The organism is Caballeronia sordidicola, from assembly GCF_000729995.1.
In the GTDB taxonomy this organism is placed as follows: domain Bacteria; phylum Pseudomonadota; class Gammaproteobacteria; order Burkholderiales; family Burkholderiaceae; genus Caballeronia; species Caballeronia sordidicola_A.
The window spans coordinates 31,825-55,548 of record NZ_JNFG01000005.1 but is presented as its reverse complement, the minus strand read 5'-3'; the positions used below and the strand labels follow the sequence as shown (position 1 = coordinate 55,548).

Annotated in this window: 23 protein-coding genes and 1 pseudogene; 10 read left to right on the top strand and 14 right to left on the bottom strand. The window is 60.0% G+C overall.

The window, feature by feature from the left end; all coding sequences use genetic code 11:
• Position 1: 1 nt before the first annotated feature.
• Positions 2-499: a hypothetical protein gene (locus FH08_RS0104705; RefSeq protein ID WP_031357214.1), complete on the bottom strand. Its 498-nt coding sequence runs from the start codon at positions 497-499 to the stop codon at positions 2-4.
• Positions 500-749: 250 nt separating this feature from the next.
• Between FH08_RS0104705 and FH08_RS0104700 the strand changes: the two genes are divergently transcribed.
• A complete protein-coding gene (locus tag FH08_RS0104700) occupies positions 750-1,004 on the top strand; it encodes a GlsB/YeaQ/YmgE family stress response membrane protein (protein WP_031357213.1) in 255 nt (84 codons plus the stop codon).
• A gap of 165 nt (positions 1,005-1,169) precedes the next feature.
• Here FH08_RS0104700 and FH08_RS0104695 read toward each other — a convergent pair whose 3' ends face one another.
• The 4 genes from FH08_RS0104695 to FH08_RS0104680 form a co-directional block, all read right to left on the bottom strand.
• The gene (locus FH08_RS0104695; protein ID WP_051887763.1) at positions 1,170-2,372 is read right to left on the bottom strand and encodes an ROK family transcriptional regulator; all 1,203 of its coding nucleotides are present in this window, start codon (positions 2,370-2,372) and stop codon (positions 1,170-1,172) included.
• A 19-nt stretch (positions 2,373-2,391) separates the two neighbouring features.
• A complete protein-coding gene (locus FH08_RS0104690; protein WP_031357211.1) occupies positions 2,392-3,174 on the bottom strand; it encodes an ATP-binding cassette domain-containing protein in 783 nt (260 codons plus the stop codon).
• A 12-nt stretch (positions 3,175-3,186) separates the two neighbouring features.
• Positions 3,187-4,173 (bottom strand): ABC transporter permease, encoded by a 987-nt coding sequence (locus tag FH08_RS0104685; protein WP_031357210.1) that lies wholly within the window; start codon positions 4,171-4,173, stop codon positions 3,187-3,189.
• Between the two features lie 122 nt (positions 4,174-4,295).
• Complete coding sequence (locus FH08_RS0104680) at positions 4,296-5,291, bottom strand: sugar ABC transporter substrate-binding protein (RefSeq protein ID WP_051887760.1); 996 nt, start codon at positions 5,289-5,291, stop codon at positions 4,296-4,298.
• Between the two features lie 343 nt (positions 5,292-5,634).
• Here FH08_RS0104680 and FH08_RS0104675 point away from each other — a divergent pair, with 343 nt between their 5' ends.
• The gene (locus FH08_RS0104675) at positions 5,635-5,838 is read left to right on the top strand and encodes a hypothetical protein (protein ID WP_031357208.1); all 204 of its coding nucleotides are present in this window, start codon (positions 5,635-5,637) and stop codon (positions 5,836-5,838) included.
• A 1,048-nt stretch (positions 5,839-6,886) separates the two neighbouring features.
• Here FH08_RS0104675 and FH08_RS0104670 read toward each other — a convergent pair.
• From FH08_RS0104670 to FH08_RS0104660, 3 genes are all read right to left on the bottom strand, one after another.
• Positions 6,887-9,853 (bottom strand): putative bifunctional diguanylate cyclase/phosphodiesterase, encoded by a 2,967-nt coding sequence (locus FH08_RS0104670; RefSeq protein ID WP_031357207.1) that lies wholly within the window; start codon positions 9,851-9,853, stop codon positions 6,887-6,889.
• Positions 9,854-9,974: 121 nt separating this feature from the next.
• Positions 9,975-10,778, bottom strand: coding sequence for an N-acyl amino acid synthase FeeM domain-containing protein (locus tag FH08_RS0104665; RefSeq protein ID WP_031357206.1), 804 nt, complete (start codon positions 10,776-10,778; stop codon positions 9,975-9,977).
• 697 nt (positions 10,779-11,475) lie between these two features.
• Positions 11,476-11,898, bottom strand: coding sequence for a hypothetical protein (locus FH08_RS0104660; RefSeq protein ID WP_031357205.1), 423 nt, complete (start codon positions 11,896-11,898; stop codon positions 11,476-11,478).
• 295 nt (positions 11,899-12,193) lie between these two features.
• Between FH08_RS0104660 and FH08_RS0104655 the strand changes: the two genes are divergently transcribed.
• Both FH08_RS0104655 and FH08_RS0104650 read left to right on the top strand, forming a co-directional pair.
• Complete coding sequence (locus tag FH08_RS0104655; protein WP_152602729.1) at positions 12,194-12,400, top strand: hypothetical protein; 207 nt, start codon at positions 12,194-12,196, stop codon at positions 12,398-12,400.
• Entirely contained in the window at positions 12,400-13,647 is a 1,248-nt protein-coding gene (locus FH08_RS0104650) for an EAL domain-containing protein (protein ID WP_051887758.1), read from the top strand. The genes FH08_RS0104655 and FH08_RS0104650 overlap by 1 nt, the downstream gene beginning before the upstream one ends.
• Here the strand turns inward: FH08_RS0104650 and FH08_RS50240 are convergent.
• Positions 13,639-14,820, bottom strand: coding sequence for an alpha/beta fold hydrolase (locus FH08_RS50240; protein WP_081889357.1), 1,182 nt, complete (start codon positions 14,818-14,820; stop codon positions 13,639-13,641). The two genes, FH08_RS0104650 and FH08_RS50240, sit on opposite strands and share 9 nt — an antisense overlap.
• Positions 14,821-15,038: 218 nt before the next feature.
• Between FH08_RS50240 and FH08_RS0104640 the strand changes: the two genes are divergently transcribed.
• Positions 15,039-15,752, top strand: a complete 714-nt coding sequence (locus FH08_RS0104640) for a lysophospholipid acyltransferase family protein (protein WP_031357201.1) — start codon at positions 15,039-15,041, stop codon at positions 15,750-15,752.
• 84 nt (positions 15,753-15,836) lie between these two features.
• Here the strand turns inward: FH08_RS0104640 and FH08_RS0104635 are convergent, their stop codons facing one another.
• Together FH08_RS0104635 and pcaQ are read right to left on the bottom strand one after the other, a co-directional pair.
• Positions 15,837-16,205 carry a response regulator gene (locus tag FH08_RS0104635; RefSeq protein ID WP_031357200.1) on the bottom strand — a complete coding sequence of 123 codons (369 nt, stop codon included), beginning with the start codon at positions 16,203-16,205 and terminating at the stop codon, positions 15,837-15,839.
• Between the two features lie 310 nt (positions 16,206-16,515).
• Positions 16,516-17,538 carry a pca operon transcription factor PcaQ gene (gene pcaQ / locus FH08_RS0104630; protein ID WP_081889356.1) on the bottom strand — a complete coding sequence of 341 codons (1,023 nt, stop codon included), beginning with the start codon at positions 17,536-17,538 and terminating at the stop codon, positions 16,516-16,518.
• A gap of 110 nt (positions 17,539-17,648) precedes the next feature.
• Here pcaQ and pcaH point away from each other — a divergent pair, with 110 nt between their 5' ends.
• The 3 genes from pcaH to FH08_RS0104615 all read left to right on the top strand — a co-directional run bounded on the left by pcaH (position 17,649) and on the right by FH08_RS0104615 (position 19,337).
• Positions 17,649-18,359 carry a protocatechuate 3,4-dioxygenase subunit beta gene (gene pcaH, locus FH08_RS0104625; RefSeq protein WP_031357198.1) on the top strand — a complete coding sequence of 237 codons (711 nt, stop codon included), beginning with the start codon at positions 17,649-17,651 and terminating at the stop codon, positions 18,357-18,359.
• A 2-nt stretch (positions 18,360-18,361) separates the two neighbouring features.
• On the top strand, positions 18,362-18,952 hold the full coding sequence (pcaG, locus tag FH08_RS0104620; RefSeq protein ID WP_031357197.1) for a protocatechuate 3,4-dioxygenase subunit alpha: 591 nt from the start codon (positions 18,362-18,364) through the stop codon (positions 18,950-18,952).
• A 79-nt stretch (positions 18,953-19,031) separates the two neighbouring features.
• A complete protein-coding gene (locus FH08_RS0104615; protein WP_031357196.1) occupies positions 19,032-19,337 on the top strand; it encodes a DUF2288 domain-containing protein in 306 nt (101 codons plus the stop codon).
• An 11-nt stretch (positions 19,338-19,348) separates the two neighbouring features.
• Here FH08_RS0104615 and FH08_RS51655 read toward each other — a convergent pair whose 3' ends face one another.
• Complete coding sequence (locus tag FH08_RS51655) at positions 19,349-19,486, bottom strand: helix-turn-helix domain-containing protein (RefSeq protein ID WP_152602739.1); 138 nt, start codon at positions 19,484-19,486, stop codon at positions 19,349-19,351.
• A gap of 42 nt (positions 19,487-19,528) precedes the next feature.
• Between FH08_RS51655 and prpD the strand changes: the two are divergent.
• Positions 19,529-19,670 (top strand): annotated as a pseudogene (prpD, locus tag FH08_RS53205) (2-methylcitrate dehydratase); the annotation flags it as partial.
• A 115-nt stretch (positions 19,671-19,785) separates the two neighbouring features.
• On the opposite strand, the gene FH08_RS0104605 reads toward prpD, so the two are convergent.
• Positions 19,786-20,859: an AI-2E family transporter gene (locus FH08_RS0104605; RefSeq protein WP_031357195.1), complete on the bottom strand. Its 1,074-nt coding sequence runs from the start codon at positions 20,857-20,859 to the stop codon at positions 19,786-19,788.
• A gap of 252 nt (positions 20,860-21,111) precedes the next feature.
• Here FH08_RS0104605 and FH08_RS0104600 point away from each other — a divergent pair, with 252 nt between their 5' ends.
• Positions 21,112-21,627 (top strand): OmpA family protein, encoded by a 516-nt coding sequence (locus tag FH08_RS0104600; protein ID WP_031357194.1) that lies wholly within the window; start codon positions 21,112-21,114, stop codon positions 21,625-21,627.
• Between the two features lie 9 nt (positions 21,628-21,636).
• Here FH08_RS0104600 and FH08_RS0104595 read toward each other — a convergent pair whose 3' ends face one another.
• On the bottom strand, positions 21,637-23,658 hold the full coding sequence (locus FH08_RS0104595; protein WP_031357193.1) for an acetyl/propionyl/methylcrotonyl-CoA carboxylase subunit alpha: 2,022 nt from the start codon (positions 23,656-23,658) through the stop codon (positions 21,637-21,639).
• Positions 23,659-23,724: the final 66 nt, after the last annotated feature.

The following is a 23,724-nucleotide window of genomic DNA, read 5'->3' as shown; positions in this document are numbered from 1 at the left end:
ATCAGTCAGGCTTGCGGAAATCGTTGTCCACCCAGGCCTGCGCGCTGGTCTTGCTGAGCTTGAACGCGGCCGACACCCGCACGTGTGCAAGCAGCGCGCCAAACGAATCTAGCGCCTTCAGGTCTGCGTAGGGATCGTCCTCGTCCGGCACGATATCCAGCGACACCGTCACATCCTCGCCGTCAGCGCGAACCGTAAAATCCTTGTGAAGCATGGCGTGGCGCTGTTGCTCGTGACGGCGCAATACTTCGGACGCCGTCTTGACCAGCGTGCGGAATGCGTTCGGATCGAGCGGCTTGGGGTTCTTCTTGTCGCGGCCCATGGTCCAGGGACCGGTGAGCGCCGGTTCGGCTTCGCCGTCCTTGATCATCTGGACCGCCCAGCCGTCGTCATCCTCGTTCTTGATCACCCTCGCGGTCCAGCCGTCGTCGCGCCATAGGCGGTCTTCGTGGAGCGTGGTGTCTTCGGCGGGTTGGAGATCGGGGGCTGAATCGGTCATGGGAATAAGAAGCTCGAGTTGCATGAAACGGTGTGGGAGCACGCGGGTGTTGCACAGTGCCGATGCGACGAATTTTAACCTGCCGGATGGCGCGAGATCGTCGAAAATGCCCACACGCCGGCCGATCGGTCTACTCGACGAGCACTTTGCGCGCCGCCCGACTTTTTTGTTGCAGAAGTGTCGCGCGCAAAGTTGCGCCGGCGCGCGCCCGCAATGTCGGGCGTTTTGACAACACTACGAAGGAATCTGCATGCTTTCACTTATCGGCACTATTATCGTTGGCGGCATTATTGGTTTGATCGCGAGGGCGATCAAACCGGGCGACAACAGCATCGGCTGGATCATGACCATTCTGCTGGGCATTGCCGGCTCACTCGTGGCAGGCTACGCCGGCCGCGCGCTCGGCTGGTATCACGAAGGACAGGCTGCGGGCTGGATTGCCTCCGTGGTCGGCGCTATCGTCCTGCTGTTCGTCTGGGGGCTGGTCGTGCGCCGCCGGGCCTGAACCACGTGAGACCCGTATGCGTTTTCGGGTCGGATGAAAAAGGCTGCTCCAACGAAGGTTGGAGCAGCCTTTTTCATTTTGTTGGCCGCCAGCGCCGCAAGGTGTGGCGGAAGAACTCGCCGGGCGGAAGGCACTGATTGAAGCCGAGCCGCGACTGAGCACCTGTCAGGCGCTCATCCCCGATTTCAGGAACAACACATGCCGGGGCGCGAAGTGCGCGTACAACGGCAGGATTGCACCGCCCATCGCGCGGGCGTCGGCGCCAATCTCCCCTTCAACCAGTCGGGGCCGCACCATCCCCTGCCAGTCGAAGGCATCGAGCGCGCTATGGGTCCGGCTCAATACTTCCCGCAACAACTGGCGATCCAGCTCCCCGTCGATCACGATCGCGTCGACATCGACCAGCGCCGCGGCCGTTGCAATGGCCGTGGCGAGCGCCGGGCAGGCGGCGTCGAGCCATGCCTCGCACAGAGGCCACAACTCCGGCGACAACGCACGGTGATCGTGAGCGGCGGCGGCGGGAAAACCGGCATTGGTGAAGCGTTTTTCCAGCACATACACCGACGCTACGTTGAGCAACTGCGGCGTGCCTTCGCTCATCAGCGGAAACGACCCGATCGCACCGGCATTCCCTTTGGGCCCGGCATGCAGCCGTCCATCGATGACCAGGCCGCCGCCAATGAACGTGCCGATAAACACATAGAGAAAGTCGCCCAGTCCGCGCCCTTGCCCCATCAGCAATTCAGCGGCGCAGGCAGCGGTCGTATCTTTCGCGAACTCCACCGGCAACGTGGTCAGCGCCTGGACCCGCGCGCAGATATCGATCTCGTTCCATGCCGCGAAGACGTCCGGCGGGGTATCGAAGAAATTGCGCCAGCCGCCAAGCCATAACGGCGCCGCGACGCCTATTCCAACGACCTTCGCAGCGTCGCTGCCGAGCGAGACCATCATCTGGTCTATCTTCCCGCTGAGCAAAGCGAACACAGTACGCGGATCGGGATACGCATACTCGCTCACATCCCGCGCGTGGACCTGGCCCGCGAAATCCATGGTCAGCACATCGAGACTTCGGCGTCCCACTTTCACGCCGATGGAAAAAGCCCCATCAGCGCGCAGCGAGATCGGCACCGACGGCTGCCCCATGCGTCCCTGCACGCGTGTCCTGGCCTCGCGGGCGAGCAAGCCGTCGTCTATCAGGCGATCAACAATCAGCGACGTGGTCTGCGTGCTCAGATGCGTCAGGCGCGCGATCTCGGACTTGGGGCATGGACCGTGGACGCGCACCGCCTGAAGCACGATGCGCTCGTTCATCTGCCGCATGCCGGCCGGCTTCGGCGTTGCCGTGCTTGCGGGCATTGAAGGCGTCATCGCTTTTCAGCCTCGCTTCTCAGGCGATCGCCTGCACGTCAGCCTGCTTCGCACCGGTCATGATGGCCACGGCTTCCGACATATGGATGTCTTTCGTCTTGACCAGCGCCGCGCGTCGCCCCAGCCGCTGGATATGAATGCGGTCGGCGATCTCGAACACATGCGGCATGTTGTGACTGATGAGAATCACGGGCAGCCCGCGATCGCGCACGCGCCGGATCAACTCCAGGACCATGTTCGATTCCTTTACGCCGAGCGCGGCGGTGGGTTCATCAAGGATCACCACATGCCGCGCGAACGCCGCGCTGCGCGCCACCGCCACGCCTTGGCGCTGACCACCGGAAAGTGTCTCGACAGCCTGCTTCATCGAACGGATGCCGATCTGCAAACCCTCCATATGCGCGATGGCTTCCTGCAACATGCGCCGCTTGTCGATCATCATGAACACGGAGCCGAGGATGCCGGGGCGTCTTATCTCGCGCCCAAGAAAAAGATTTTCCGCAATGCTCATCGCCGGTGCTACGGCAAGGTCCTGATAGACGGTTTCAATACCTTGCGAGCGCGCATCGAGCGGACTGCGAAAATGCACGGGTTTTCCGTCCAGCAGGATCTCGCCTTCGTCGGGCACGAGGGCACCGGAAAGCGCCTTGATCAGCGACGACTTGCCTGCCCCGTTGTCGCCGATCACCGCCATGATCTCGCCGGGCATCAGTTCGAAATCGACGCCGTCGAGTGCGGTCACGGAACCATAGCGCTTGATGACGCCGCGTGCTTCCAGAACGGGTTTGATTGTGTCGTTCATGAGCTTGGCTCCTCAGGCGCGGGGACGCGCGAGTTTATCGGCGGCGACCGCGAGGATCACCAGGATGCCTGTTATCAGAATCTGATAAACCGACGACACGCCAATCAGCGTCAGGCCATTGCGGAACACGCCGACAATCAACGCGCCCAGCAAGGTCCCGACAATCGTGCCGCGTCCACCGAACAGACTCGTGCCGCCGAGCACGACGGCCGTGATGCTGTCGAGGTTCTCGGTCTGGCCCGCCTGTGGATCGCCCACGCCGGTTCGCGCCACCGACAAGAGCGCCGCGATGCCATAGAAAAAGCCCGCGAGCGTGTACACGGTGATCAGGATCTTCTGCGACGAAAGTCCCATCAGCCGCGCAGCTTCGGCATTGTTACCGAGTGCGTAGAGATGCCGGCCGGGCACGGTATCGCGCAGGACGAACCACACCACGAGGTACATCAACAGCGTCAGCACGGTGCCATACGTGACCTCCGCGCCGCCCAGATGGAAGGTATTGCCGAAGAACATCATGGCATCCGGCAAGTTCGAGACGCTCTCGGCATTCGAGTACACCTGCGTCAGCGCGAACGCTATGTTCAGCGTCCCCAGCGTGACGATAAACGCGGGCAACTTGATCTTCGTGATGAGCGTACCGTTCAGCAATCCGAACAATGTGCTGGCGGCCACGCCGCAGATGATGGCGAGCACGGGCGGTACGCCCAGGGTGACGGCGAACTTCGTCATCACGATGGAACCGAATGCCATCAACATGCCGCACGACAAGTCGATTCCGCCGGTCAGCACGATCAGCGTCTGGCCGATCGCGATCACCGCCACGACCATGGTCTGCTGAAGTATCAGCGAGAGATTTTGTATCGATAGAAACCGGTTGCTTTGCCAGATGAAGAAAGCGCACGCGATCACAAGCGCTGCTAGCGGACCGATATCGGCAAGCGACGGCAGACGATCAGAGAACGTCGCGCGGCCGGCTGCGGGGGAGGTGGATTGCGTCATGACTGGGGACCTCGACAGCAACATCGAAAAAATGCGCCGCTCGCGCGACCCGGACTTGAAATGCCGTGAGGCTCATTGTCCGGGCCATACCTTCAGATGCGGGTCAAATGCGGCGCGACGGCTTACTTGTTGCCCCAGCAGTTGTCCAGCCCGAACTTCGTGTCCTTGGCTGCGACGCCAGATACGGGTTTGTCGCTGATGAGCGTGACGCCGGTGTCGTGATAGCCGGTCGCCTTCTTGCCCGTCTTCGCGAATTCAATCCCTGCTTGCACGCCTTGCGCTGCCATCACGAGCGGGTATTGCTGCGAGGTGGCGGCGAAGCTGCCGGCTTTCACGTTGCGCACGCCTTCACAGCCGCCGTCGATGGACACGATCATCACGTCCTTATCCTTGCCCGCTGCCTTGAGCGCGCGGTACGCACCCGCCGCTGCGGGTTCGTTGATCGTATAAACGAGGTTGATGTCAGGCACCTTCTGCAGGCAGTTTTCCATCGCCGTCTGGCCCTTCGACTGGTCCCCGCGGGTATCCTGGCTGCACACGATCGATGGGTCGCCCTCTTTCACGCCGAAGCCTTGCAGGAAGCCGTTATGACGCAGTACACCCACGGTCACGCCGGGCGCGAGGTCGAGCGTGGCGATCTTCGCGGGCTTACCGGCGAAGGAGGCTTTGGCGTATTCGCCGATCAGCACGCCGGCCTTGAAGTTGTCGGTGGCGAACAGCGCGTCGGTGGCATCTTGCGGATCGGTCGGCGTGTCGAGTGCGATCACGAGAATGCCTGCGGCGCGCGCTTTCTTGAGCGTCGGAACGATGGCCTTGGTATCGCTCGGCGTGATGAGGATGGCTTTCACACCGGCCGTCATCATGTTCTCGACCGCGGTCACCTGGGTGGCGTTGTCGCCGTCGAACTTGCCGGCTGCGGTGATGAGTTTGACGCCGCCTTTCGTGGCGGCTTCTTCGGCGCCCTGTTTCATCTTGACGAAGAATGGATTGGTATCGGTCTTGGTGATCAGGCCGATCGCGATCTGGTCAGCCGCCGTTGCCGCGCCTGAGCTCACCAGCGACGCCACTGCAAGTCCGAGGAAGGACGCACGTGCGACAGCACGCCGAAGATTTTTCATGTCTCGCTCCATAGGTTTTTATTCGCCCGCGGCTTCGAGAGGAAGCGCACCGGACGCGTTCGCCGACTAAATCAATTGACTTTATTTAGTACAGCAGCCACGAGGAGACAAGTCAAGAAAATGAAGCGGAACCCAAACGGTGCAGTGCAGCATGAGAGCAATTACATTGCTTTGAACATCAATGGGGGCTGCGCAAGCAGCGATTGTTGCGCCGCGTCTACGTAAAAACACTGAGGAGCCGAAAATAGCTTGAGAAAGCGTTGAATTGAATTGTTTTTCGGATTTTTATCGGGTTATGGTTTACCAGCATTTTTGCCAACCCATTATCTTGGTCACCTGCACCATGAGCGCACTCGAAGCCCTTCACGCGATCGTCACCGACGAAGATTCGCCCCAGATCATCAGGGATCACATTGTGGATTCGCTGCAGTTTGCATTGCGGAACCAGCCTGGGTTTTTCACGACGAAGGAGGTGCAATGGCTCGCGCAGTGGGATGACACGCGCATTCCGATCGCGGCGACAAAGATATTGAATGAAATGAACTAGGGGTTTCGCTCGCGCCGGTGGACCGGTTTTGGTCGGTCGGGGGGCGGTAGGTCGGGGTCGGGTTGCCAGGTTCCTGCGTTAGCGGTCGGGGTCAATGCCGGGTTGCTGCTTTCGGCCTTAGCGGTCTGCCTGAGTTGGCTTTTTTCTTTATCACTATTAGCCACTGTGCGTGGCGGCACGTCATTTCTTTGTCCAAAGCGACAAAGAAACGAAGCAAAGAAAGCGCTTTCAAAACGCGGGCTCGTAAGTTGACCTAGCGTGCAATTTCCGCGTTTTTGGCACCCCAAAAGCACGGTGCTCGCCAGAGCGACGGATGTGTGAACCCCTCCTTCTCGCGAATTCTTACACGCACACGCTTCGCCCCGTACGCTCTCGGGCAAGCACCATTGCCAAAGAACCAACGCGGCCTTACGCGTATTTACGGCTTCATTTTTCGGAGATTAATTTAGTAGTCTGTGCTGCTGAGTAATCTGCGCTGTTATCTTCGTTGGCCACACGACCCGACGCATACCGCTATATATTTTGGTGGGTTAATTGTGCGACTCGCAGTGTTATTCGTGCGGTACGGCCTCACGCATTCTGGGGGCTTTGTTCTTAGCGGTTGGCGACGTGGTTCGGGATGCATACAAATTGCTGAATGGTTGTCCGCGGATAGCGCGGGGTGCACCTTTTGCAGGTTCAGTCACTGGTGGCGAAGCGTGTGGGTATCCGTGTTCGGAGAAAGAGGGGTTCACACATCCGTCGCTCTTGCGAGCACCGTGCTTTTGGGGTGCCAAAAACTTGGAAACTGCACGCTAGGTCAACTTACGAGCCCTCGTTCTGAAAGCGCTTTCTTTGCTTCGTTTCTTTGTCGCTTTGGACAAAGAAATGACGTGCCGCCACGCACAGTGGCTAATAGTGATAAAGAGAAAATCCGAATCACGCAGACCACTAACACTGAAAGCAGCAACCCGGCATTGACTCAGACCGCTAACGCAGGAACCTGGCAACCCGGCATAGACTCCGACCGCTAACCCCAGAACCTGCCAACCCAGCCCCCCCAAACCCCTCAGTGCAACCCCGCTTTAGCAATCACATCGAAGGTAAACGCCAACGACTTATCCGGCACGACAATACTCTCAATAAACTGCACCACTTCCAAATCCTTCACAAAACTCGCCGCCGACGACGCGGCAAGAATCGCACTACTTTCCTGCGGCCTGGCAATAAGATATCCCTGCACGTAATCCACGCCTATTTCCTTCAGCGCGCGCAGCGTATCCACATCCTCAACCCACTCAGCCACGCTGCGCATTCCCAGATTACGCGCCAACGCAACAATAGCTTCAACAATGGCTATATCAGCCGGATGCGCACACATCGTCCGAATAAACTCGCCGTCAATCTTGAGTGCATCGGCGGAAAGATCCTTGAGATATTTAAACGACGTATACCCCGCGCCGAAATCGTCGAGCGCAATCTTGCCGCCCATCTCATGCACCCGCGCGATAAAACGCTGTGTATTGCCAAGATCATGCAACGCGACGCTCTCGGTAATCTCAAGACACAGATAAGGCACGATATGCCGGAAGCGCGCGAACAATGCAAAGACGTCTTCCATGAACTGCTCGTCGTTCAGCGATCCCCCGCTGAGATTGACGCAAATGAAACGCGTATTCGTGAGCGACGCCTGATGTTTCTCAATCCACTCAAGTAACGTGGTGATCACCCATTTATCAATCGCCGCAATGTTGCCGGATTCCTCCGCCGCCACGATCACCTTGCCGGCGGGCAGCGTCGCACCATCGGGCGCCCGCATGCGCAGCAGCACTTCGAAATTAAGCGACTCGGTGGGTGCGGACAGCGACATGATCGGCTGCATCACCAGGAAAAGGCCCGGAGGCAATCGATTGCGCCCCAGCGTTTCAACGAGCTTCAGTTCCTCTGCCCGCTCCTCGAAAGCCGCCGCACCCTTGCGATACGTCACCATCCGCGCATTCGAACTCTTCTTGGCCTCACGGCACGCACGGTCCGCATGCGAGAGCGCGTCCTGCACACGTACACCATGCGAACACTCCACCAGTCCCACCGACGCCTTCACCTGGAACGCACGATTGCCGACCTGATACGGCGCATCACTCAACGCACTGATCAGGTGATGACAGCAGTCGATGGCTTCGTCTATCGACATGCCACCCATCACGCAGACGAATTCGTCACCGCCAATCCGCCCGAACGGGAACCCCGCTGCGAACAACACCCGCGTGCGCGTGGCGACCTGCTTCAGGACTTCGTCGCCAGCACGATGGCCAAACAGGTCGTTGACGAGCTTGAAGCGATCCAGGTCCACGTACACGAGCGCCCACGACGTCCCTTCTTCGCTTTGTGCCGCGATCGCCTTTTCCACACCGCGCCGGTTAAGCGACCCTGTGAGCGGGTCGTGCTCAGCCAGGAACCGCAGTCGTTCAACGGCTTTCGAACGCTCGGTCACATCCTGCAGCGAGCCTTCGATCCAGCCGTTCGAGCGCGTGGCCTTGAGCAGGAAACGACGTTCGCCATTGCCCCGCGATGCCGCGCCGCCCATCTCCAGTTCGCCCTCACTTCCCTTCGATGCCAGCGCCTGCAATGCACCCCAGGCGCCCGATTCGAAATAGTCGTTCCAGTGCCGCACTTTGTATTCAGTCTTTTGCAGCGAGAGCATGGATTGCAACGCGGGATTCGCGCGCACGAAGTGACCATCGCTGTCGAGCGTGAAGAGGCCTATGGGCGTCACGTCATAGGTATTACGCAGTTCCGTTTGCGCCTGCCGCCGATGCTCGCGTTCGGCGCGCATCTGCTCGGCGATCGCGAAAGCGGCCATCATGCTCGACGACAACGCGGCCATCACCGTGCTCACGCCGCCCGAGAGCGACTTGATGCTGAACGCAGCGGCAAGCACATCAGAGAAGGTGGCGAATAATACGATCGCAAGCGATCCAACGTACCAGAGCACGGTGCGCGAGCGGGCGAGCCAGACGATCCGTGCGAGCAAGAAGACAAGCACGGCTATGCCACTTCCGCCGAGTATCCAAAGCGCCGGAATGAAGCGCGAATAGGGCAGGATCACGGAGCACACCAGCAAGGCGATGCCTATGTATTGCCCAAGCCCCAGCAGCCGGCGATATCCCACCACCTTCAGCTCACGACGGAACAACTGGCTGAAAAGCGCGCCCGTCAGTAGAAAGTAGGCAGCGAAGGTGAATTGACGCAGTGGCTGCAGAAAGTCCGGCGGGATCGAGCGACCGGTCCACTGCATGTCCCATCCCATCGCGTTCGCGCACAGCCGCAGATTGCCGACCAGCCACACGGCGAAGATCACGTACGTCCACTCGCGGTTGATCAGCGCGGTGACGAACACGAATACGGCGAGCGTCAGCAGGCCGCCTCCGATCATGCCCGAGCTTTCCTGAAAATCGAGCGCGGAAGTGCGCAGACCCTGGCCGTCCCATGCGAGCGCGCTGACCTGCGCCGGGCCGGAGAATGTGCCACGGCAGACGACTTGAACCGATTGCGCGAGATGACCAAGATGAATGGAGAAACCTGCCTTAACAGCAGTAATTTCGTTGGTGGTGCTCTGGCGGTTCGCCGTGCCGAGCGGCTGCAGCGTAGAGGCGATCCAGCAAGCGAGCGTCTGCGCGTGACGCGACGGCAGTTCCACGTAGGTGGACTGCTGCAGACTCATGTTGGGAACATCGAATGAAAACCAGACCGGCGTTTCCGCCAGTCGCGTGCTGAAACGGCCAACCTCGGCCTCGTGTCCGAGCGCCTTCAGGGCGCTGGCAGGGTCCAGCGTGCCGCGGGTATCGTTAATGACGTGCAGCGGCAGCGGAACAGCTCCGTTCGATTCGAACTGGTGCGGCGCCCACAGCAGGGTGGCGATCGTACCCACCGCAATCAGCGCCGGGACGACGAAGACGGAGAAGCTGTACAGCAGCCGATCCATGAATGAACCAGCGCGCCTGTACTTTGATCGCGAAAATAAAGCAACCGACGCCATACCTGGTGTTCCCCTGGTTGCACTAACCCATGCCGCGCGGGCGATGGCGGCCGGTCCTAGGTCGCCATCGCCTCAGTCTGTCCCGCGCCAACGTACGACCGGGTTATTGTTTTATTGTTTATTACCTGCCATAAGCAACCTGCGCAACCTGCGGAGCTTCCGGGCATCCTACCGTTTCTCGCTCGAAAGATAAATCTGCCGCCCGCAAATCGATATCAGCATGATGCGTTTGAAACACGAACTGAAATAGCGGGTGCTTCGCCTCCTCCCAGCGCCGACGCGCGACACCGACTTCGCCGGCCAGAACCCGATGCGGCAGATTGCCGACATGCGCCATCGGAATGAATTGCCGATAACCGAAAACATCTTCGAACAGCATGGCTTCATATTCCCGATCCAGCGGCGAACGCGCGGTAATCACCGTCCAGTCGATCTGCTGCTGCTCACAGTATAAAAACAAAGACTTGAACAGCATCATTTTTACCACGCGGCCAATCGTTCCGCCGGCCACGCCAAGGCGAGTGGCCTCCGCGAGACGGCCACTTTTTAACCAGGCCGGCAATTCGACCGATCCCTGAACGCCGAGCGGTGCGTATTCGTTGGTTTGAATACGCATGGTGCCGAGCGGCGCGCCATCGAGCTTCGATTCAGCAAGCAGAATCACCGTACCCGGATCGCGATCACACGCTTCGACTGCCATTTTCTCCGCAAAAGCCGGCAAATGGCGACCGTAAGCCACACGCCGAACCTGTACCGCTTTCTGAAGATCATGATCCGCCGAGACGATGCGAATCGTGAACGGCATGGACTCCGGCTTCTTTAGCGCCTGTACGGCCGCGAGTTCAAGCCGCTCTGCACGCTTACCGTGCTCAATATGTCCGTTCCGAAAAACGCTGCTTTGACCTGCCTGATTAAGCTGTTCCATTTTGTGCTACCCCATTTTTGGCGAGAAGAAGGACGTCGCGGAACGTTTGACTTGACGCAAACGAATCGCACGACGGATTTAGTCTCGCCCAAAGGCAATTGATGGGGTGCGCGCTAGCAAATAAATCTCTAAATAAACTTCAAAAAGATCTGTATTTTCAGTGCTTTTCGCGTCCGGCGACCCTAATGATCGCTGGAATTTCGTATTATGAAAAATTTCCGGCAGGTAAGGTGTGTCGAACGCGTGAAGCGGGATTCTTTATGCCATTAACTATGGGATAGAAATATTCCAACGTCATGTTTTCCTTGCGCTATCTTCGGCGCTGCACCGTTAACGTGCTTATGCTTATATAACGGATTTTTTATCACCGACTTTATATCGAGGGTGAATAGCGTGCAAGCGAAGCGGCTGGATACGCGGGCGGGGAATGATCCGATTGCAACAAGGGAGGTCTATTAAACCGACGAATACAAGTCGCCGCAAATAACCCCTTTGGCCGATATGGCATTTCACTAAGCAAGCGAAAGCAATTCGACGGGGCTGCGTGTTCGAGCTTTGGGAATTGGAAGAGAATTACGCCTGAAGCGTGACTCAACTGCCAGTTTTGCAGAATGGAGAAGCGAAGAGGCTTGGGGTAGCGGATGCAAGGCGCATCCGCCCGTTTGTGCAGGATAAGTCAGACTTCTTGTCGGGCTTCTCAGTCCTCGTCGTCGAGCCAGGGAATGTCCACGTCGGTGATGAACGCCACCATCGCGAGCGGGCGCCCTTCCTGACGACCGATCTTGCCGTCCGCGCGTTGCCATTCGCATCGGAACACGGTTGCGGGGGTGTCGGCCATCAAGGTCACGGTGCGCAATTCATCCGGATCTGCGTCCTCCACCGGGCCATCGAGCGACACCAGCAGTTGTTGCGGCCACATGCCGTCGGCCGGATCGTAGATCTTGTCGCCGTCATGAATCACAACGAACGCTTCCACGCCGATGGTCGCCGAAGCCTCCACAATCATCTTGCCAAGCGCGCGCAGCACGGCGGTTGCGCGGCCGGAGTTGGCCTGGCGGATCGCGAGGTCGCCGCGCGTCAGCGCCTGCTCCAGCTTCGGGTTGGTTTTCTGTTGGGCCATCGGGTCGCCTCCGTAACATGATTCACTTGTTCGACGAGCAGCGCCCGCCGGCTTGCAAGGCGCGATCGTACCATTCCTGTCCCAAATTTACCGTCCGGCAGGCCTTCCCCGGAATTTGTGGCATCCCGCAAACGCCCGCCCATCAAAGCTGCCGGCGTCAGGCCTTCGCGTGGCATGATGCCTTCACGCTCAAGCCAACCGCCATTTGATCCGATAAGATGTTGTCCGGCCTCAAGCGTTGCCGAGCCGCGTCCCATTCGTCCCATTGTCGTATTCACGCGCGCAGACCAACATCATGTTCGAACTGTTCCTGGCTCGCGTTTGTGCAGCCGTTCTGACCGGGCCGGTACGCCGTCGTCGCACGCCGCGGCTGACAGGGTTGCCCGCACGGTTCATGCCGTTCATCCTGCGCGCCTTTTCACTATTCGTCTCGGGACGTGTTGCACTAGACAGCATGGCTGCGCCAACCGGCAATGCCCATTTCCTGGCGGCGGCTTCCTGATGCGGCGCGCACTCGGTAAGCCTCGCCCGCAGGCCGCGTTCGACGGCATCGTGCTCTGTTCGCATTTCCAGCCGATCTACAGCTTGCCCCACCAGCGCCAGGTCGGTTACGAGGCCCTGTTGCGCGGCGTTGCATCCGCCGGGGGGTTGCTGGAGCCGTTCGAACTGTTCGCGAAAGCGATCGTGGAGAGCTCGACGGGCGCACTCGACCGCCTGAGTCATGTCACCCATTTGCACAACGCAGCCAAATGGCTGCCCGGCCAGAGCTGGCTGTTCCTGAACGTGACGCCGGCCAGTTTCATCGATCCCGGCTATGCGCAGCAACTCGCCGGCATCGCGCGTGATTCGGGCATGCGGCCGGAAGAAATCGTGATCGAATTGCTGGAATCAGGCGGCAACGACGTCTGCGCGTTCGCCCACGCGACCCAGGCGTTCCGGCGCCACGGCTTTCTGGTGGCAGTGGACGACTTCGGTGCCGGCCACTCGAACCTGGATCGGTTGCTGACCTTGCGGCCGGACATCGTGAAACTGGATCGCAGCCTTATTCACGCGCATCAGCCGGACCTGCGCGAGTCAGTGATGCCGAAGCTGGTGAGCCTGTTGCACGAGGCAGGCATGCTGGTGGTGGCCGAAGGCATCGAGACCGAGGAGGACTTGCTGCTGGCGGCGCGCTCGGGTGTGGACTTCGTGCAGGGCTTCCTGTTCGGCCAGCCAGGTCCCGGAAACTCGCCCGAGGAAGCCGCGACGCAGCAGATCGAAACCGTCTTCGATACTCTCGCTCACACGCGCCAGACCCGCGAGCTTGCCGTCGACTTGCTGCTGATGCCGTATCGGACGCGCTTTGCGGAGGCGGCCGAACGCATGTGCTCCGGCGCGTTGCCGGATCGGGCCTGCGAGGATCTGCGGGCGCTGCCGAGCACGGTATGTTGCTTTTTCCTCGATCAGGGCGGCCGCGAATGCATCCCGATGATCGAAGGCGCCGGCGCAATCCCGATCGCTCCTCGCCTCGCGCCACTGAGCAAGCCGTCGATCGGCCGCTGGGACAACCGGCCGTATTTCGTCGATGCCCTCGCGTATCCGCAGCGGCTGATGGTGAGTGCTCCGTATTTATCGGCGACCGGCACCGGGCTGTGCGTGACGCTGTCGATCTTCATCAACTATCGCGGCGACCCGCTCGTGTTCGGCGCGGATCTCGACTGGGAGCGTCTCGCCGCGTCGGCGACCGGGTTGCTGCCGCCTTCAGCCTAGCGTTGGGGTTGAATCCGGAGCTGTAGCCGGCGTCGCGGCCAGCGTTCGTGCAAGATACTCGCCGCCGGCTTTCAACGCTGTCACGTTGCCGGGCTCGAAGGTCCAGTGGCCCGCGGCATCGACGATGGATAGCTGCGCGCCCGGCCACACGTCGGCGAGGGCCTGCACCTGATCGGCGGGACACACCATGTCGAAGCGGCCGTGTACGAGCACGCACGGCAAATGCGCAATCCTCCCGATACGCGGCAACAACGGCTCCGGCGGCAACTCATGCGCCATGTAGTGGTGCTCCAGCAGCGACATGGAGATCGCAGCGGCATTGGCCTCGCGGGTGGCTTCGGGGGTGGCCGGCTCGGCTTGGGTCGCGTCGGCTTGGGTCGCGTCGGCCTGGGTCGGTTCGGGCGGCGTGGCGGTGGTTTGTACCGTTACGACCGATTCGTCGCCTTTCGATTCGTCCTTATTCGTCTGGTCAGCACCCTTCTTCGGCGCGGGTTTATTCACTACCGACAACGTCGCCTCGAAGCCCGACCACGCACGGGCGAGCTTGATGCCGGCGTCATCGAAACGGGCAAGGGGCGCGCCGGTCAGCGCCAGGATCTCGGCGGCATTGCGCGGACGCTGGCCGCTCGCGGTCTCGATGGCATCCAGAAACGCCCGGTGCGCATCCGGAAACACGCGCTGCACATCCCACAGGAACCAGTCGATATCCTCCTTGCGCGCCAGGAAAATCCCGCGCAGCAAAAAGCCGAGGCAGCGATCGGGATGCGTGACGCCGTAGCTGAGCGCGAGTGTCGTGCCCCACGAGCCGCCGAACAGCGCCCACTTTTCGATGCCGAGCGCGACCCGCAACTTCTCCATATCGCCGATAAGATCGTTCGTGCCGTTGTGCTCCAGCTTCCCGAACGGCGTGGATTTGCCGCAGCCGCGCTGATCGAAGAAAACCATCCGCCACCTCGATGTATCGAGCACATCCGCCCACTTCAGGTTCATCGCGCCGCCGGGGCCACCGTGGACAATCAGCATCACGGGGGCGTCCTTGGGCCCTTGTGCGCGCCAGTACATGGCGTGGCCATCGCCGACATCCAGCAGACCGTCCTCGAACGCAGGCGCCGGCTTGGCGGCATCGCCGTTCGTCAATTCGGCCTTTACTTCGCTGTTTGCTTCGTCCGTCATTGCAACTCCGTTAAAGAGAGGCCGGTGCCTCTCTGATTGTCATCGGGCGGTTAGTTCAGGGGCAGGCCCAGAACCCCAGTTTGGGACATGGAGCGCCGCACAGGCTATCCTTCGGGTTTCGCACGCCGGGCTCAAACGTCGGGCCGGTCACCGTACCCCAGGACGCTTTGCAACCCGCCGCACCCCTTTCGCCCCATTTTTACCACGTCCATTTCTTAATGCATCGAACCTTCGTCAAGTGGCTATTCGCGACCTACCTGCTTGGCAGCGGTACCGTGTGGTCGATCCTGATTCTGCCTTTGTTTCCGTTCGTCGGCCGCGGCGGCCGTTATTGGCTCGCCAAACAATGGTGCCGCGCAATGGTCTGGATGATGCGCGCGATCACCGGCGTATCGTGTTCGGTCGAAGGGCTGGAGAACCTGCCGAACGAACCGTTCATCATGCTGTGCCGGCATGAATCGACATGGGAAACGCTCGCGTTCATGGCGCTGTTTCCGCGCCGCATCAGCTTCGTATTCAAGAGCGACCTCAAGCGCATTCCGTTCTTCGGCTGGGTGCTCAAGGGTCTGGATATGGTGAGCCTGGACCGCGGTTCGCCCCGTCAGGCGCATCAGGCCGTCACGCGCGAATGCGCGGAAAAGCTCGCGCTGGGCGATGTGGTGGTGATCTTTCCGGAAGGCACGCGGGTCGCGCACGATGCGCCGCTCAAGCTGGCGTCAGGCGGCGTGAGGCTCGCGTGTTCCACGCAAGTGCCCGCCGTCCCGGTCGTGCATAACGCCGGCAAATACTGGCCGGCAAAAGGCTGGCCCGATCAGCCCGGGCATATTCGCGTGATCGTGCTGCCGCCGCTGCCCGCCGATTGTGTGGTGCCGCAAGAGTTGAACAGGCTGGCGCAAGAACGGATGGAAAAGGAAATGGCGCGGCTGGCTTGAGTCTGCACCCGAGCGGGCTACCTACGCGCGGTAACCCGTGGTCAGCAGCGGCTCGGTGCGTTGATGGGTCAAAACGTCAGAACGTCAGAACGGCCGGCGTCGCTTCGCCGCGCACAGCCGGTCCACCGCTGACAACAGCGCTTCGGTCTCGACGGGCTTCTGTAAATAGCCGTCGTAGTGAACGAAAGCCGGCGGGTGCGGATGGCCCGAGATCATCAGGAAGGGAATGTGGGCCAAGGCCGAGTTGGTCTTCATCGTCTGGCATAACAGAGCGCCGCCAAGCCCCGGCATCATCCAGTCAGACACCACGATATCCACGCTGTGCTCGCCCAATAGTGCAAGCGCACCGTTGCCGTCGAACGCGGACAGCACCGTGCAGTCGGCCGACTGCATGCACAGGGTCCAGGCTTCGAGGGTGGCGGGGTCGTCGTCGACGAGCAATACGGTTCTCATCTTGCTGGCGGCTTTGATGGTCGTCCTGAGGATTGAAGCGTTGCGAGTTGCGGAGTCAGACAGCGCAAAGCGAACTTTGGTTGCACGCAATTCTGTTGCGCATGCTTACAGTAAGGTTGTTTGCGGCGCTTATGCGCGGCTCGTGACTCCCAGCTTTTATGCTGCTTTTCAAGGCGGCTTTGCGCTTGCCTTGACTGTTGACTGAAGCAGGCTTGGCCCACTTATATAGCTTTTATCGCACGCATGCTAATGGGGTTTTGCCGATACCGCATTTACGGTAACAAGTGCCTGCGGCAAGCCTGGATACGCGCTATTTCATACCGATACGAACCGCCTCACGCTGCCTTCCGGCTTCCCGGATGGCATCGATCAGACTATCCAGTGCAGGCGAGCGGACGCGGTCATGGCGCAGTATCAGGCCGATGGGTTCATCGGCGCCGGCAAAGGGCATCGGCAAGCGGGCCAGCAGCTTCAATTCGATGTCGTGTTCCACCACGCTTGCGGGCACGAACCATATCGCGTCATTGTGCAATGCAAGAGCGCGCCCAAGCGACACCGACAAGGTTTCAATCAGCGAACTCAGCGCTTGTGCGCCGAACGCCGTCAACACGCTTTCAGCGGACTGTCGGATCAGCGTCCCAAATGGCGGCACGACCACCGGAAAGCGGGCAAGCACCGACGCCGTGATATTGCTTTCATGCACGAGCGGATGATCGCTGCGCACAACGACCGTCAACGGCTCACGGTACAACTGCTCGAAGGTCATCCCCTGCATGCCTTCCGGTTCGGACAGGCGGCCGATAACCAGGTCGGTATCGGCGGATTTCAGGCGTTCGAGCAATTGCGAGTTCGACCCGGTCCATACCCGCACGGAGACGTCCGGCCAGTGCTCCCGAAACGCGGCAAGCGTGGGCGGCAGCAACGCAGGCGCGACGGTCGGCAAGACGCCTATCGCGACCGTGCCGGGCAGGTCGTCGCCATGCCGGGACAATTCATCCACTCCCTCGCGCAAAGCCCCTACGCAGGCTGCAGCGTGCGGCGCAAATAGTCTGCCTTCGCGCGTCGGCGCGGCGCCTCGGCGGCCCCGTTCGAACAACCGGACGCCCAGTATGGATTCCAGCTCGCCTATAGTTTTCGATACCGCCGGTTGCGTAATCGACAGGCTGTCAGCGGCGCGCTGCACGCTGCCGAATTGCGTCACCGCCAGGAAACACTGCAGATGCCGGAACTTGATCCGGCCGCTGGTCAGGTTGGCGATCGGCAAGATTGGCTGGTTCAGCTTACTCAGCTTGTTCGACGCCGCAGGGACGGACGGCACAGGGTTTTTAGCCATGACGATTAGTTATGTCTGAATGCATAAAACGTCATTTTCCATAACTTCATCACTTAGATAAAGTGTTGATTCATATTTTAAAAGTCGGAGACAAAAAAGTGACTTCCCCCGTGAGTTCCCCCTCCCTCATCCTGAGCCCGCGCGACTGGGATTCCCACCCGCCTTATCGCCATCCGGGTTACAAGTCGTCCGTGTTGCGCAGCCCGTCGCGCCCGTTGATCCCGCTGAAAGAGAACCTGAAGGACCGGCGCGTGCCGGTGTACGGCGCCGATGATCTCGGCAAGCTCGATCATGACCTCACGCGCAACGCCGCGAAGAATGGCGAGCCGCTGGGCGAACGCATCATCGTGACGGGCCGCGTGCTCGACGAAGGCGGCCGGCCCGTGCGCAACACGCTGGTCGAGATTTGGCAAGCGAATGCGGCGGGGCGTTATGTTCACAAAGCCGACCAGCACGCGGCGCCGCTTGATCCGAATTTCCTGGGCGCCGGCCGTTGCCTGACTGACAACGAGGGGCGGTACCGGTTTCTTACGGTCAAGCCGGGCGCGTATCCGTGGGGTAATCATGCCAACGCGTGGCGTCCCAATCACATCCACTTCTCGTTGTTCGGCGACTACTTCGGCTCGCGTCTTGTCACGCAAATGTATTTCCCCGGCGACCCGCTGCTCGACCTCGATCCGATCTTCCAGGGCACGCCGGAACATGCGCGCAACCGGATGATCTCGCGCTTTTCCATCGATACGACCGAGGAAGGCTATGCGCTCGGTTATGAGTTCGACATCGTGCTGCGCGGCGCGAACCAGACCCCGACGGAGGCTTGAACATGACCACTTTTAAACAAACCCCGTCGCAAACGGTCGGACCGTACTTCGCTTATGGCTTGTGTCCCGAGCAATACAACTTCGATTTGAAAAGCCTGTTCACGCCGTCGATTGCGGATCGGGAATCGGTGGGTCAGCACATCAGCATCGTCGGGCAAGTATTCGACGGTGAAGAGAAAGTGGTGGGCGATGCCGTGATCGAAATGATTCAGGCCGATTCCACCGGCCGCTATGTGAGCACGACGGCAGAGGCACGCAAGTCGGGCTTTCGCGGTTTCGCGCGGGTGGGCACCGGGACGGACCCGGAGTTGCGCTTCGTCGTGGACACAGTCAAGCCGGGCAGCACAGGGGGCGATTCGGCGCCGCATATTGATGTGATCGTGTTGATGCGCGGCATGTTGCTGCACGCTTATACGCGCATCTATTTCGACGATGAAGCCGAAGCTAACGCACGCGATGACGTCCTGGCGCTAGTGCCTCAGGAACGCCGCGGCACGCTGGTCGCTAAACGGGAAGCAGGCACGTCGAATACGATCTATCGCTTCGATATTCATCTGCAAGGACCGAAGGAAACGGTTTTCTTCGATCTTTGAGCGGTCGCTGGCAGTCGGGCAGAGCGTCCGGCGCGATGGTTTATCATGTCGGACGCTCGAACCTGCCTGTGATTCCCCTATGAAAGACGCTCAGTCCGCCAGTCCGCTGTATCTCAAACTTTTCGCCGAAACCGCGCAGATCGAATGGTCTGAACTGCAGCGGTTTTTCGCGCGCGGCGTGTTGCTGAAAGTGGCGCGCGATATCGATTTGGTGAGTGTCGCCGAAGCCGTTGCCAGTGATGATACGAAGCAGGTCACCAAGTGGTTGTCGGCCGGGTTGCTTGAACGCGTCGAACCCGCGGTGGCTGAGGATCTTGCTGCACGCAATCCCGAATTGTGGGCTGTGGTGGTGTCGCCGTGGGTGTGTGTGCAGGAGCGGGGGTGAGAGGTTTCCGCTTACTTCACCGATAGCTTCCGCCACAGCTTAGTCTTGCAAATACCGAGCGCCCGAGCGCCCTCCTCGCGACTACCATCGAACGAATCCAGCATCGCGCGGATCTCGTCGGCTTCGACTTTGCGGCTGCGCTGCTTCAGCGTTTACCTGCCCGAAGCGGGTTCGTTTTCCTGAAGCTCCGGCGCGATCACTGCATTCAACACACGATCGCCGTGCCGACAATCTATGGTCGGCTGACCACTTCGTATTACGAAGAGTCGGTGGCGAAGAATCGACATCTTGCGCGACAAGATGGAATGTGTCGAAGACCTGCAATTCACGAAGTGGCCGTCGAATATCCGATCGGACGTTTCACCGCTAGTTAATGAAACGGCCTTCAATAACCGCTGCATGGCTTATTGCAAGCGACGGACGAGCATTGCGTGCTCGCCAGCACTCCTCAATGCACCCACTCCTTCCAAAGCACGACCAGAATCGTCATCAACGCAGGTCCGATAAACAAGCCCACCAACCCGAACGTTTCCGCGCCGCCCAGAATCCCGAACAGCACGAGCAAAAACGGCAACCTCGCCGCGCCGCCGATCAGCACCGGCCTCACAGCGTGCTCGGCCACGAATACCACCACGAACCCGAACACCGCCACACAGACCGCCGCCACCATCGAGCCCTGAGCAAGCAGCCACAATGCCGCGCCAATGAACACGATCGGCGCGCAAAACGGCAACATGGCTGCGATGGCGGTCAGCATGCCGAGCAACGTGGCGTGCGGCACGCCGGTTACGACATAAGCCACGCCAAGCAACGCGCCCTCCCCCAGACCCACCACCACCAGCCCGGTCACCGTGCTGCGAACCGACTCGGCCATCCGGCGCGCCAGCGATGCACCTTCCGAACCAAACCCGCGCCTCGATGCTTCAAGCAACTGCTCACCGAGTTTCGACCCCGCCTTGAACAGGAAAAACAGCGTGACAAGCATGAAGCCGAACACCACCAGCCCATGCGCCACGCGACTGCCGAAATGCCGGGTCATGGCGACCACGGTCGCGCTATGAAAGTGTTTCGCCGCGGGCGATGAACCCAGCGGCGTAGCAAGATTCTCCTGCCACCATGCCGATATCTGCGTCGACCCCGCCGGCAGATGGTTGACGAGATCGGGCATGGGAATGCCCGTGCTAAGCGATTCGTGGAACCAGCGCAAAAAGTCGCGAGCTTCATTGCCCGCCTGCGCGACGACCAGGATAAACGGCACCACGAACACCAGCGCGAGCACGACCGTCAACAGCACCGCAAGCCAGGTTCGGCGCTCCTTGAACACCGGCCGCTGCTCAAGCCAGGTCAACAACGGCCACAACGCAATCGCGATCACAGCAGCCCACACCACCGCAGGAATGAAGTCGCGGATCATCCAGATCGCCACCGCGACGAGCACCGCGTACAGCAACCCCGACGCGGTTCGTTGCAGACGCCGCGTGCGGTCCTTCTCGTCCGCAGAGGTTTGATCGCGTGGAATCATATAAAACGCCCTGGTTATTTCTTCTTTAAGTGAAAGCCCACAAACCCGCTTCAAACTCAGCCTTACCGAGTCTTCCAGCTGAGTACCAACCCTGCATTGTAAGTCGGGCCACTATCGGCCAGAATCAAGGCAAGAATCAAGCTCGGAGCACTTTCAACCGGGTTTCCGGATGTTGTTCTAATTTCACACTCGGCCAATTCCATTTCCCTATAATCGAATTCCTCGCCCCGCCATCCGTTCAAGAGACATGCAGTGAAAGCTATTCAAACAATTGTGAACGCATGTGCAACAACGGCCTTGCTCGCCGGCTGCGCATCCGGCCTGAACCGGTCGAAGGAAGAAGCGCTCAACCAGAAGGTCGGCATCGTCGTCCATCCGGTGCGCGAAGGCGTGGAGCTGCGGCTTCAGGAATCAGCGCTATTCGACTTCGACGAAGCCTCCATGCGTCCCGAGAGCATCGCCGTGCTAAATCGTGCAGCCGTGCTGCTCAAGCGCAGCACGCGCCCGATCATGGTCGAAGGACACACGGATAACGTCGGCCCGTTCGACTACAACCAGACACTGTCCACCGCGCGTGCCAATGCCGTGGGCGATGCGCTAGTCGCACGCGGCGTTCCTGCTGCGCGCATTAAAACAAAAGGGATCGCATTTTTGGAACCGATCGCGACCAACGACACGCCCGAAGGGCGTGCGTTGAACCGGCGCGTGGAAATCCTCGTGAAGACGGAATCTGAAGACACCCTGCTGGGTAGTTTGAAAACGAAATAACGCGAGGCGTTATTTCGCGGGCTGCACTTCCATCACCAATAGCTGGGCGCCATCGGTCACCTGATCACCAACGCTGAACAGGATCTCGCCCACCGTGCCGCCCGCCGGCGCAACAATGGTGTGCTCCATCTTCATGGCTTCCATCACCAGCAGCGGCGCACCCTTCTCGACCACCACGCCCACTTCCACCAGCACCGCGATCACTTTGCCCGGCATCGGCGCCGTCAAGCGGCCTTCGCCATGCTCGGCATCGGCGGCATGCGCCAGCAGGTTCTGCCATTCAAACGCCAGCGACGCGCCAGCGTAGAACACATGGAACACATCACCGTCGATAAACACCCGCCCCTTGATCCGCTTATCGCCGATCAGCACGACGAATGCATGCGGCTCATCCCCATGCGACCAGTCGAACGTGAGCGTTTCGCCAAGTAATTCGAGCTGTTTGTTATCAGCGCGGCCAGATGTTGAATCGCGTGTAAAGACGGCCACGATTTCATCGTCCGAACCCACGAGGCGCCAGTTCAACGCCTGCGTGTAGCCGCCGCTCATGCGCCAATGCGACAACGCATCCCACGGCGACACACCATGCGCCTCACCGCCTTCACGCGTGAGCAACGCGGCGCAAGCCAACGCGAGCGCCTGCGTTTTTGGCACGGTCGATGGAGCGAACAACGTGTCGTGATGACGTTCAATCAGGCCCGTATCAAGATCGGCCGCCGAGAAGGGAACGCTCACCACAATCCGATGCAGGAACTCGATATTCGTCGACGGCCCCACGACCTCGCATTCTTTCAACGCCAGCGCCATCCGAAGCAATGCATCGTCACGATCCCGGCCGTGCACGATCAGCTTGGCGATCATCGGATCGTAAAACGGGGTAATGGTATCGCCTTCTCGCACGCCGCTATCGATGCGCACGTTGCCATTCAACTGAAATTCGACCGCTTCGGGTAAACTCAAATGCTTCAACGTACCTGTGGATGGCAAGAACCCGCGCGATGGATTTTCTGCATAGATACGTGCTTCGATCGCATGGCCGTTCACCTTCAACTGATCCTGCAACAATGGCAACGGTTCACCGCTTGCCACGCGTAGTTGCCATTCGACCAGGTCGAGGCCTGTGACCATTTCGGTCACAGGATGTTCAACTTGCAGCCGCGTGTTCATCTCCATGAAATAGAACTGGCCGTCGCCGGTCATGATGAACTCGACCGTGCCCGCGCCCACGTAATTCACCGCACGTGCCGCCGCAACCGCGGCTTCGCCCATGGCTTTACGCACTTCATCTGGAAGGCCGGGAGCGGGCGCTTCTTCGAGCACCTTTTGATGTCGGCGCTGCACTGAACAATCGCGATCGAAAAGATAAACGGCGTTGCCGTGCTGATCTGCGAACACCTGGACTTCCACATGCCGCGGGCGCTGCAAATATTTTTCGATCAGCACACGATCGTTGCCAAAACTGCTCGCGGCTTCACGTTTGCATGACAACAACGCCGACGCAAAATCCGCGCTTTTCTCGACTACACGCATGCCTTTACCGCCGCCGCCTGCGCTTGCTTTGAGCAGCACCGGATAGCCGATGCCATCGGCTTCCTTTTGCAGCAACGCGGGGTCCTGGCTGTCGCCGTGATAACCCGGCACCAACGGCACGGATGCCGATTGCATCAGCGCCTTGGCCGCGGCCTTCGAACCCATCGCGGAGATCGCCTCGACCGGCGGCCCTATGAATACCAGCCCGACCTTCTCGCAAGCCCGCGCAAAGTCCTCGTTCTCGGACAAGAACCCATACCCTGGATGCACGGCTTGCGCGCCGGTTTCCAACGCGGCGCTGATGATCTTTTCGATCCGCAGATAACTCTCGGACGCAGCCGCACCACCCACATGAACGGCTTCATCGCAGACGGCAACGTGCTTTGCCTGGGCATCGGCGTCCGAATAAACGGCGACGCTGCCTACGCCTAATCGTTTGCAGGTTGCGGCCACGCGGCACGCAATCTCACCGCGATTTGCAATCAGTATTTTGTTGAACATAACGAAGCCTGGAAGGAAGAGGTCAGCCTTTGCATGGGGCAGCACTAAGCGCTGAATCGCCAAGTG

Bases quoted from the DNA above. Each gene is read 5' to 3' on its own strand.
- FH08_RS0104665 (WP_031357206.1), bottom strand. From the start codon at position 10,778: ATGGAACAGCTTAATCAGGCAGGTCAAAGCAGCGTTTTTCGGAACGGA.
- FH08_RS0104650 (WP_051887758.1), top strand. From the start codon at position 12,400: ATGCGGCGCGCACTCGGTAAGCCTCGCCCGCAGGCCGCGTTCGACGGC.
- FH08_RS0104635 (WP_031357200.1), bottom strand. From the start codon at position 16,205: ATGAGAACCGTATTGCTCGTCGACGACGACCCCGCCACCCTCGAAGCC.
- FH08_RS0104640 (WP_031357201.1), top strand. From the start codon at position 15,039: ATGCATCGAACCTTCGTCAAGTGGCTATTCGCGACCTACCTGCTTGGC.
- FH08_RS0104685 (WP_031357210.1), bottom strand. From the start codon at position 4,173: ATGACGCAATCCACCTCCCCCGCAGCCGGCCGCGCGACGTTCTCTGAT.
- FH08_RS0104670 (WP_031357207.1), bottom strand. From the start codon at position 9,853: ATGGCGTCGGTTGCTTTATTTTCGCGATCAAAGTACAGGCGCGCTGGT.
- FH08_RS0104705 (WP_031357214.1), bottom strand. From the start codon at position 499: ATGACCGATTCAGCCCCCGATCTCCAACCCGCCGAAGACACCACGCTC.
- FH08_RS0104615 (WP_031357196.1), top strand. From the start codon at position 19,032: ATGAAAGACGCTCAGTCCGCCAGTCCGCTGTATCTCAAACTTTTCGCC.
- pcaQ (WP_081889356.1), bottom strand. From the start codon at position 17,538: ATGGCTAAAAACCCTGTGCCGTCCGTCCCTGCGGCGTCGAACAAGCTG.
- FH08_RS0104700 (WP_031357213.1), top strand. From the start codon at position 750: ATGCTTTCACTTATCGGCACTATTATCGTTGGCGGCATTATTGGTTTG.
- FH08_RS0104655 (WP_152602729.1), top strand. From the start codon at position 12,194: ATGTTCGAACTGTTCCTGGCTCGCGTTTGTGCAGCCGTTCTGACCGGG.
- FH08_RS0104605 (WP_031357195.1), bottom strand. From the start codon at position 20,859: ATGATTCCACGCGATCAAACCTCTGCGGACGAGAAGGACCGCACGCGG.
- FH08_RS0104660 (WP_031357205.1), bottom strand. From the start codon at position 11,898: ATGGCCCAACAGAAAACCAACCCGAAGCTGGAGCAGGCGCTGACGCGC.
- FH08_RS0104695 (WP_051887763.1), bottom strand. From the start codon at position 2,372: ATGACGCCTTCAATGCCCGCAAGCACGGCAACGCCGAAGCCGGCCGGC.
- pcaG (WP_031357197.1), top strand. From the start codon at position 18,362: ATGACCACTTTTAAACAAACCCCGTCGCAAACGGTCGGACCGTACTTC.
- FH08_RS0104690 (WP_031357211.1), bottom strand. From the start codon at position 3,174: ATGAACGACACAATCAAACCCGTTCTGGAAGCACGCGGCGTCATCAAG.
- FH08_RS0104595 (WP_031357193.1), bottom strand. From the start codon at position 23,658: ATGTTCAACAAAATACTGATTGCAAATCGCGGTGAGATTGCGTGCCGC.
- FH08_RS0104680 (WP_051887760.1), bottom strand. From the start codon at position 5,291: ATGAAAAATCTTCGGCGTGCTGTCGCACGTGCGTCCTTCCTCGGACTT.
- FH08_RS50240 (WP_081889357.1), bottom strand. From the start codon at position 14,820: ATGACGGACGAAGCAAACAGCGAAGTAAAGGCCGAATTGACGAACGGC.
- FH08_RS0104675 (WP_031357208.1), top strand. From the start codon at position 5,635: ATGAGCGCACTCGAAGCCCTTCACGCGATCGTCACCGACGAAGATTCG.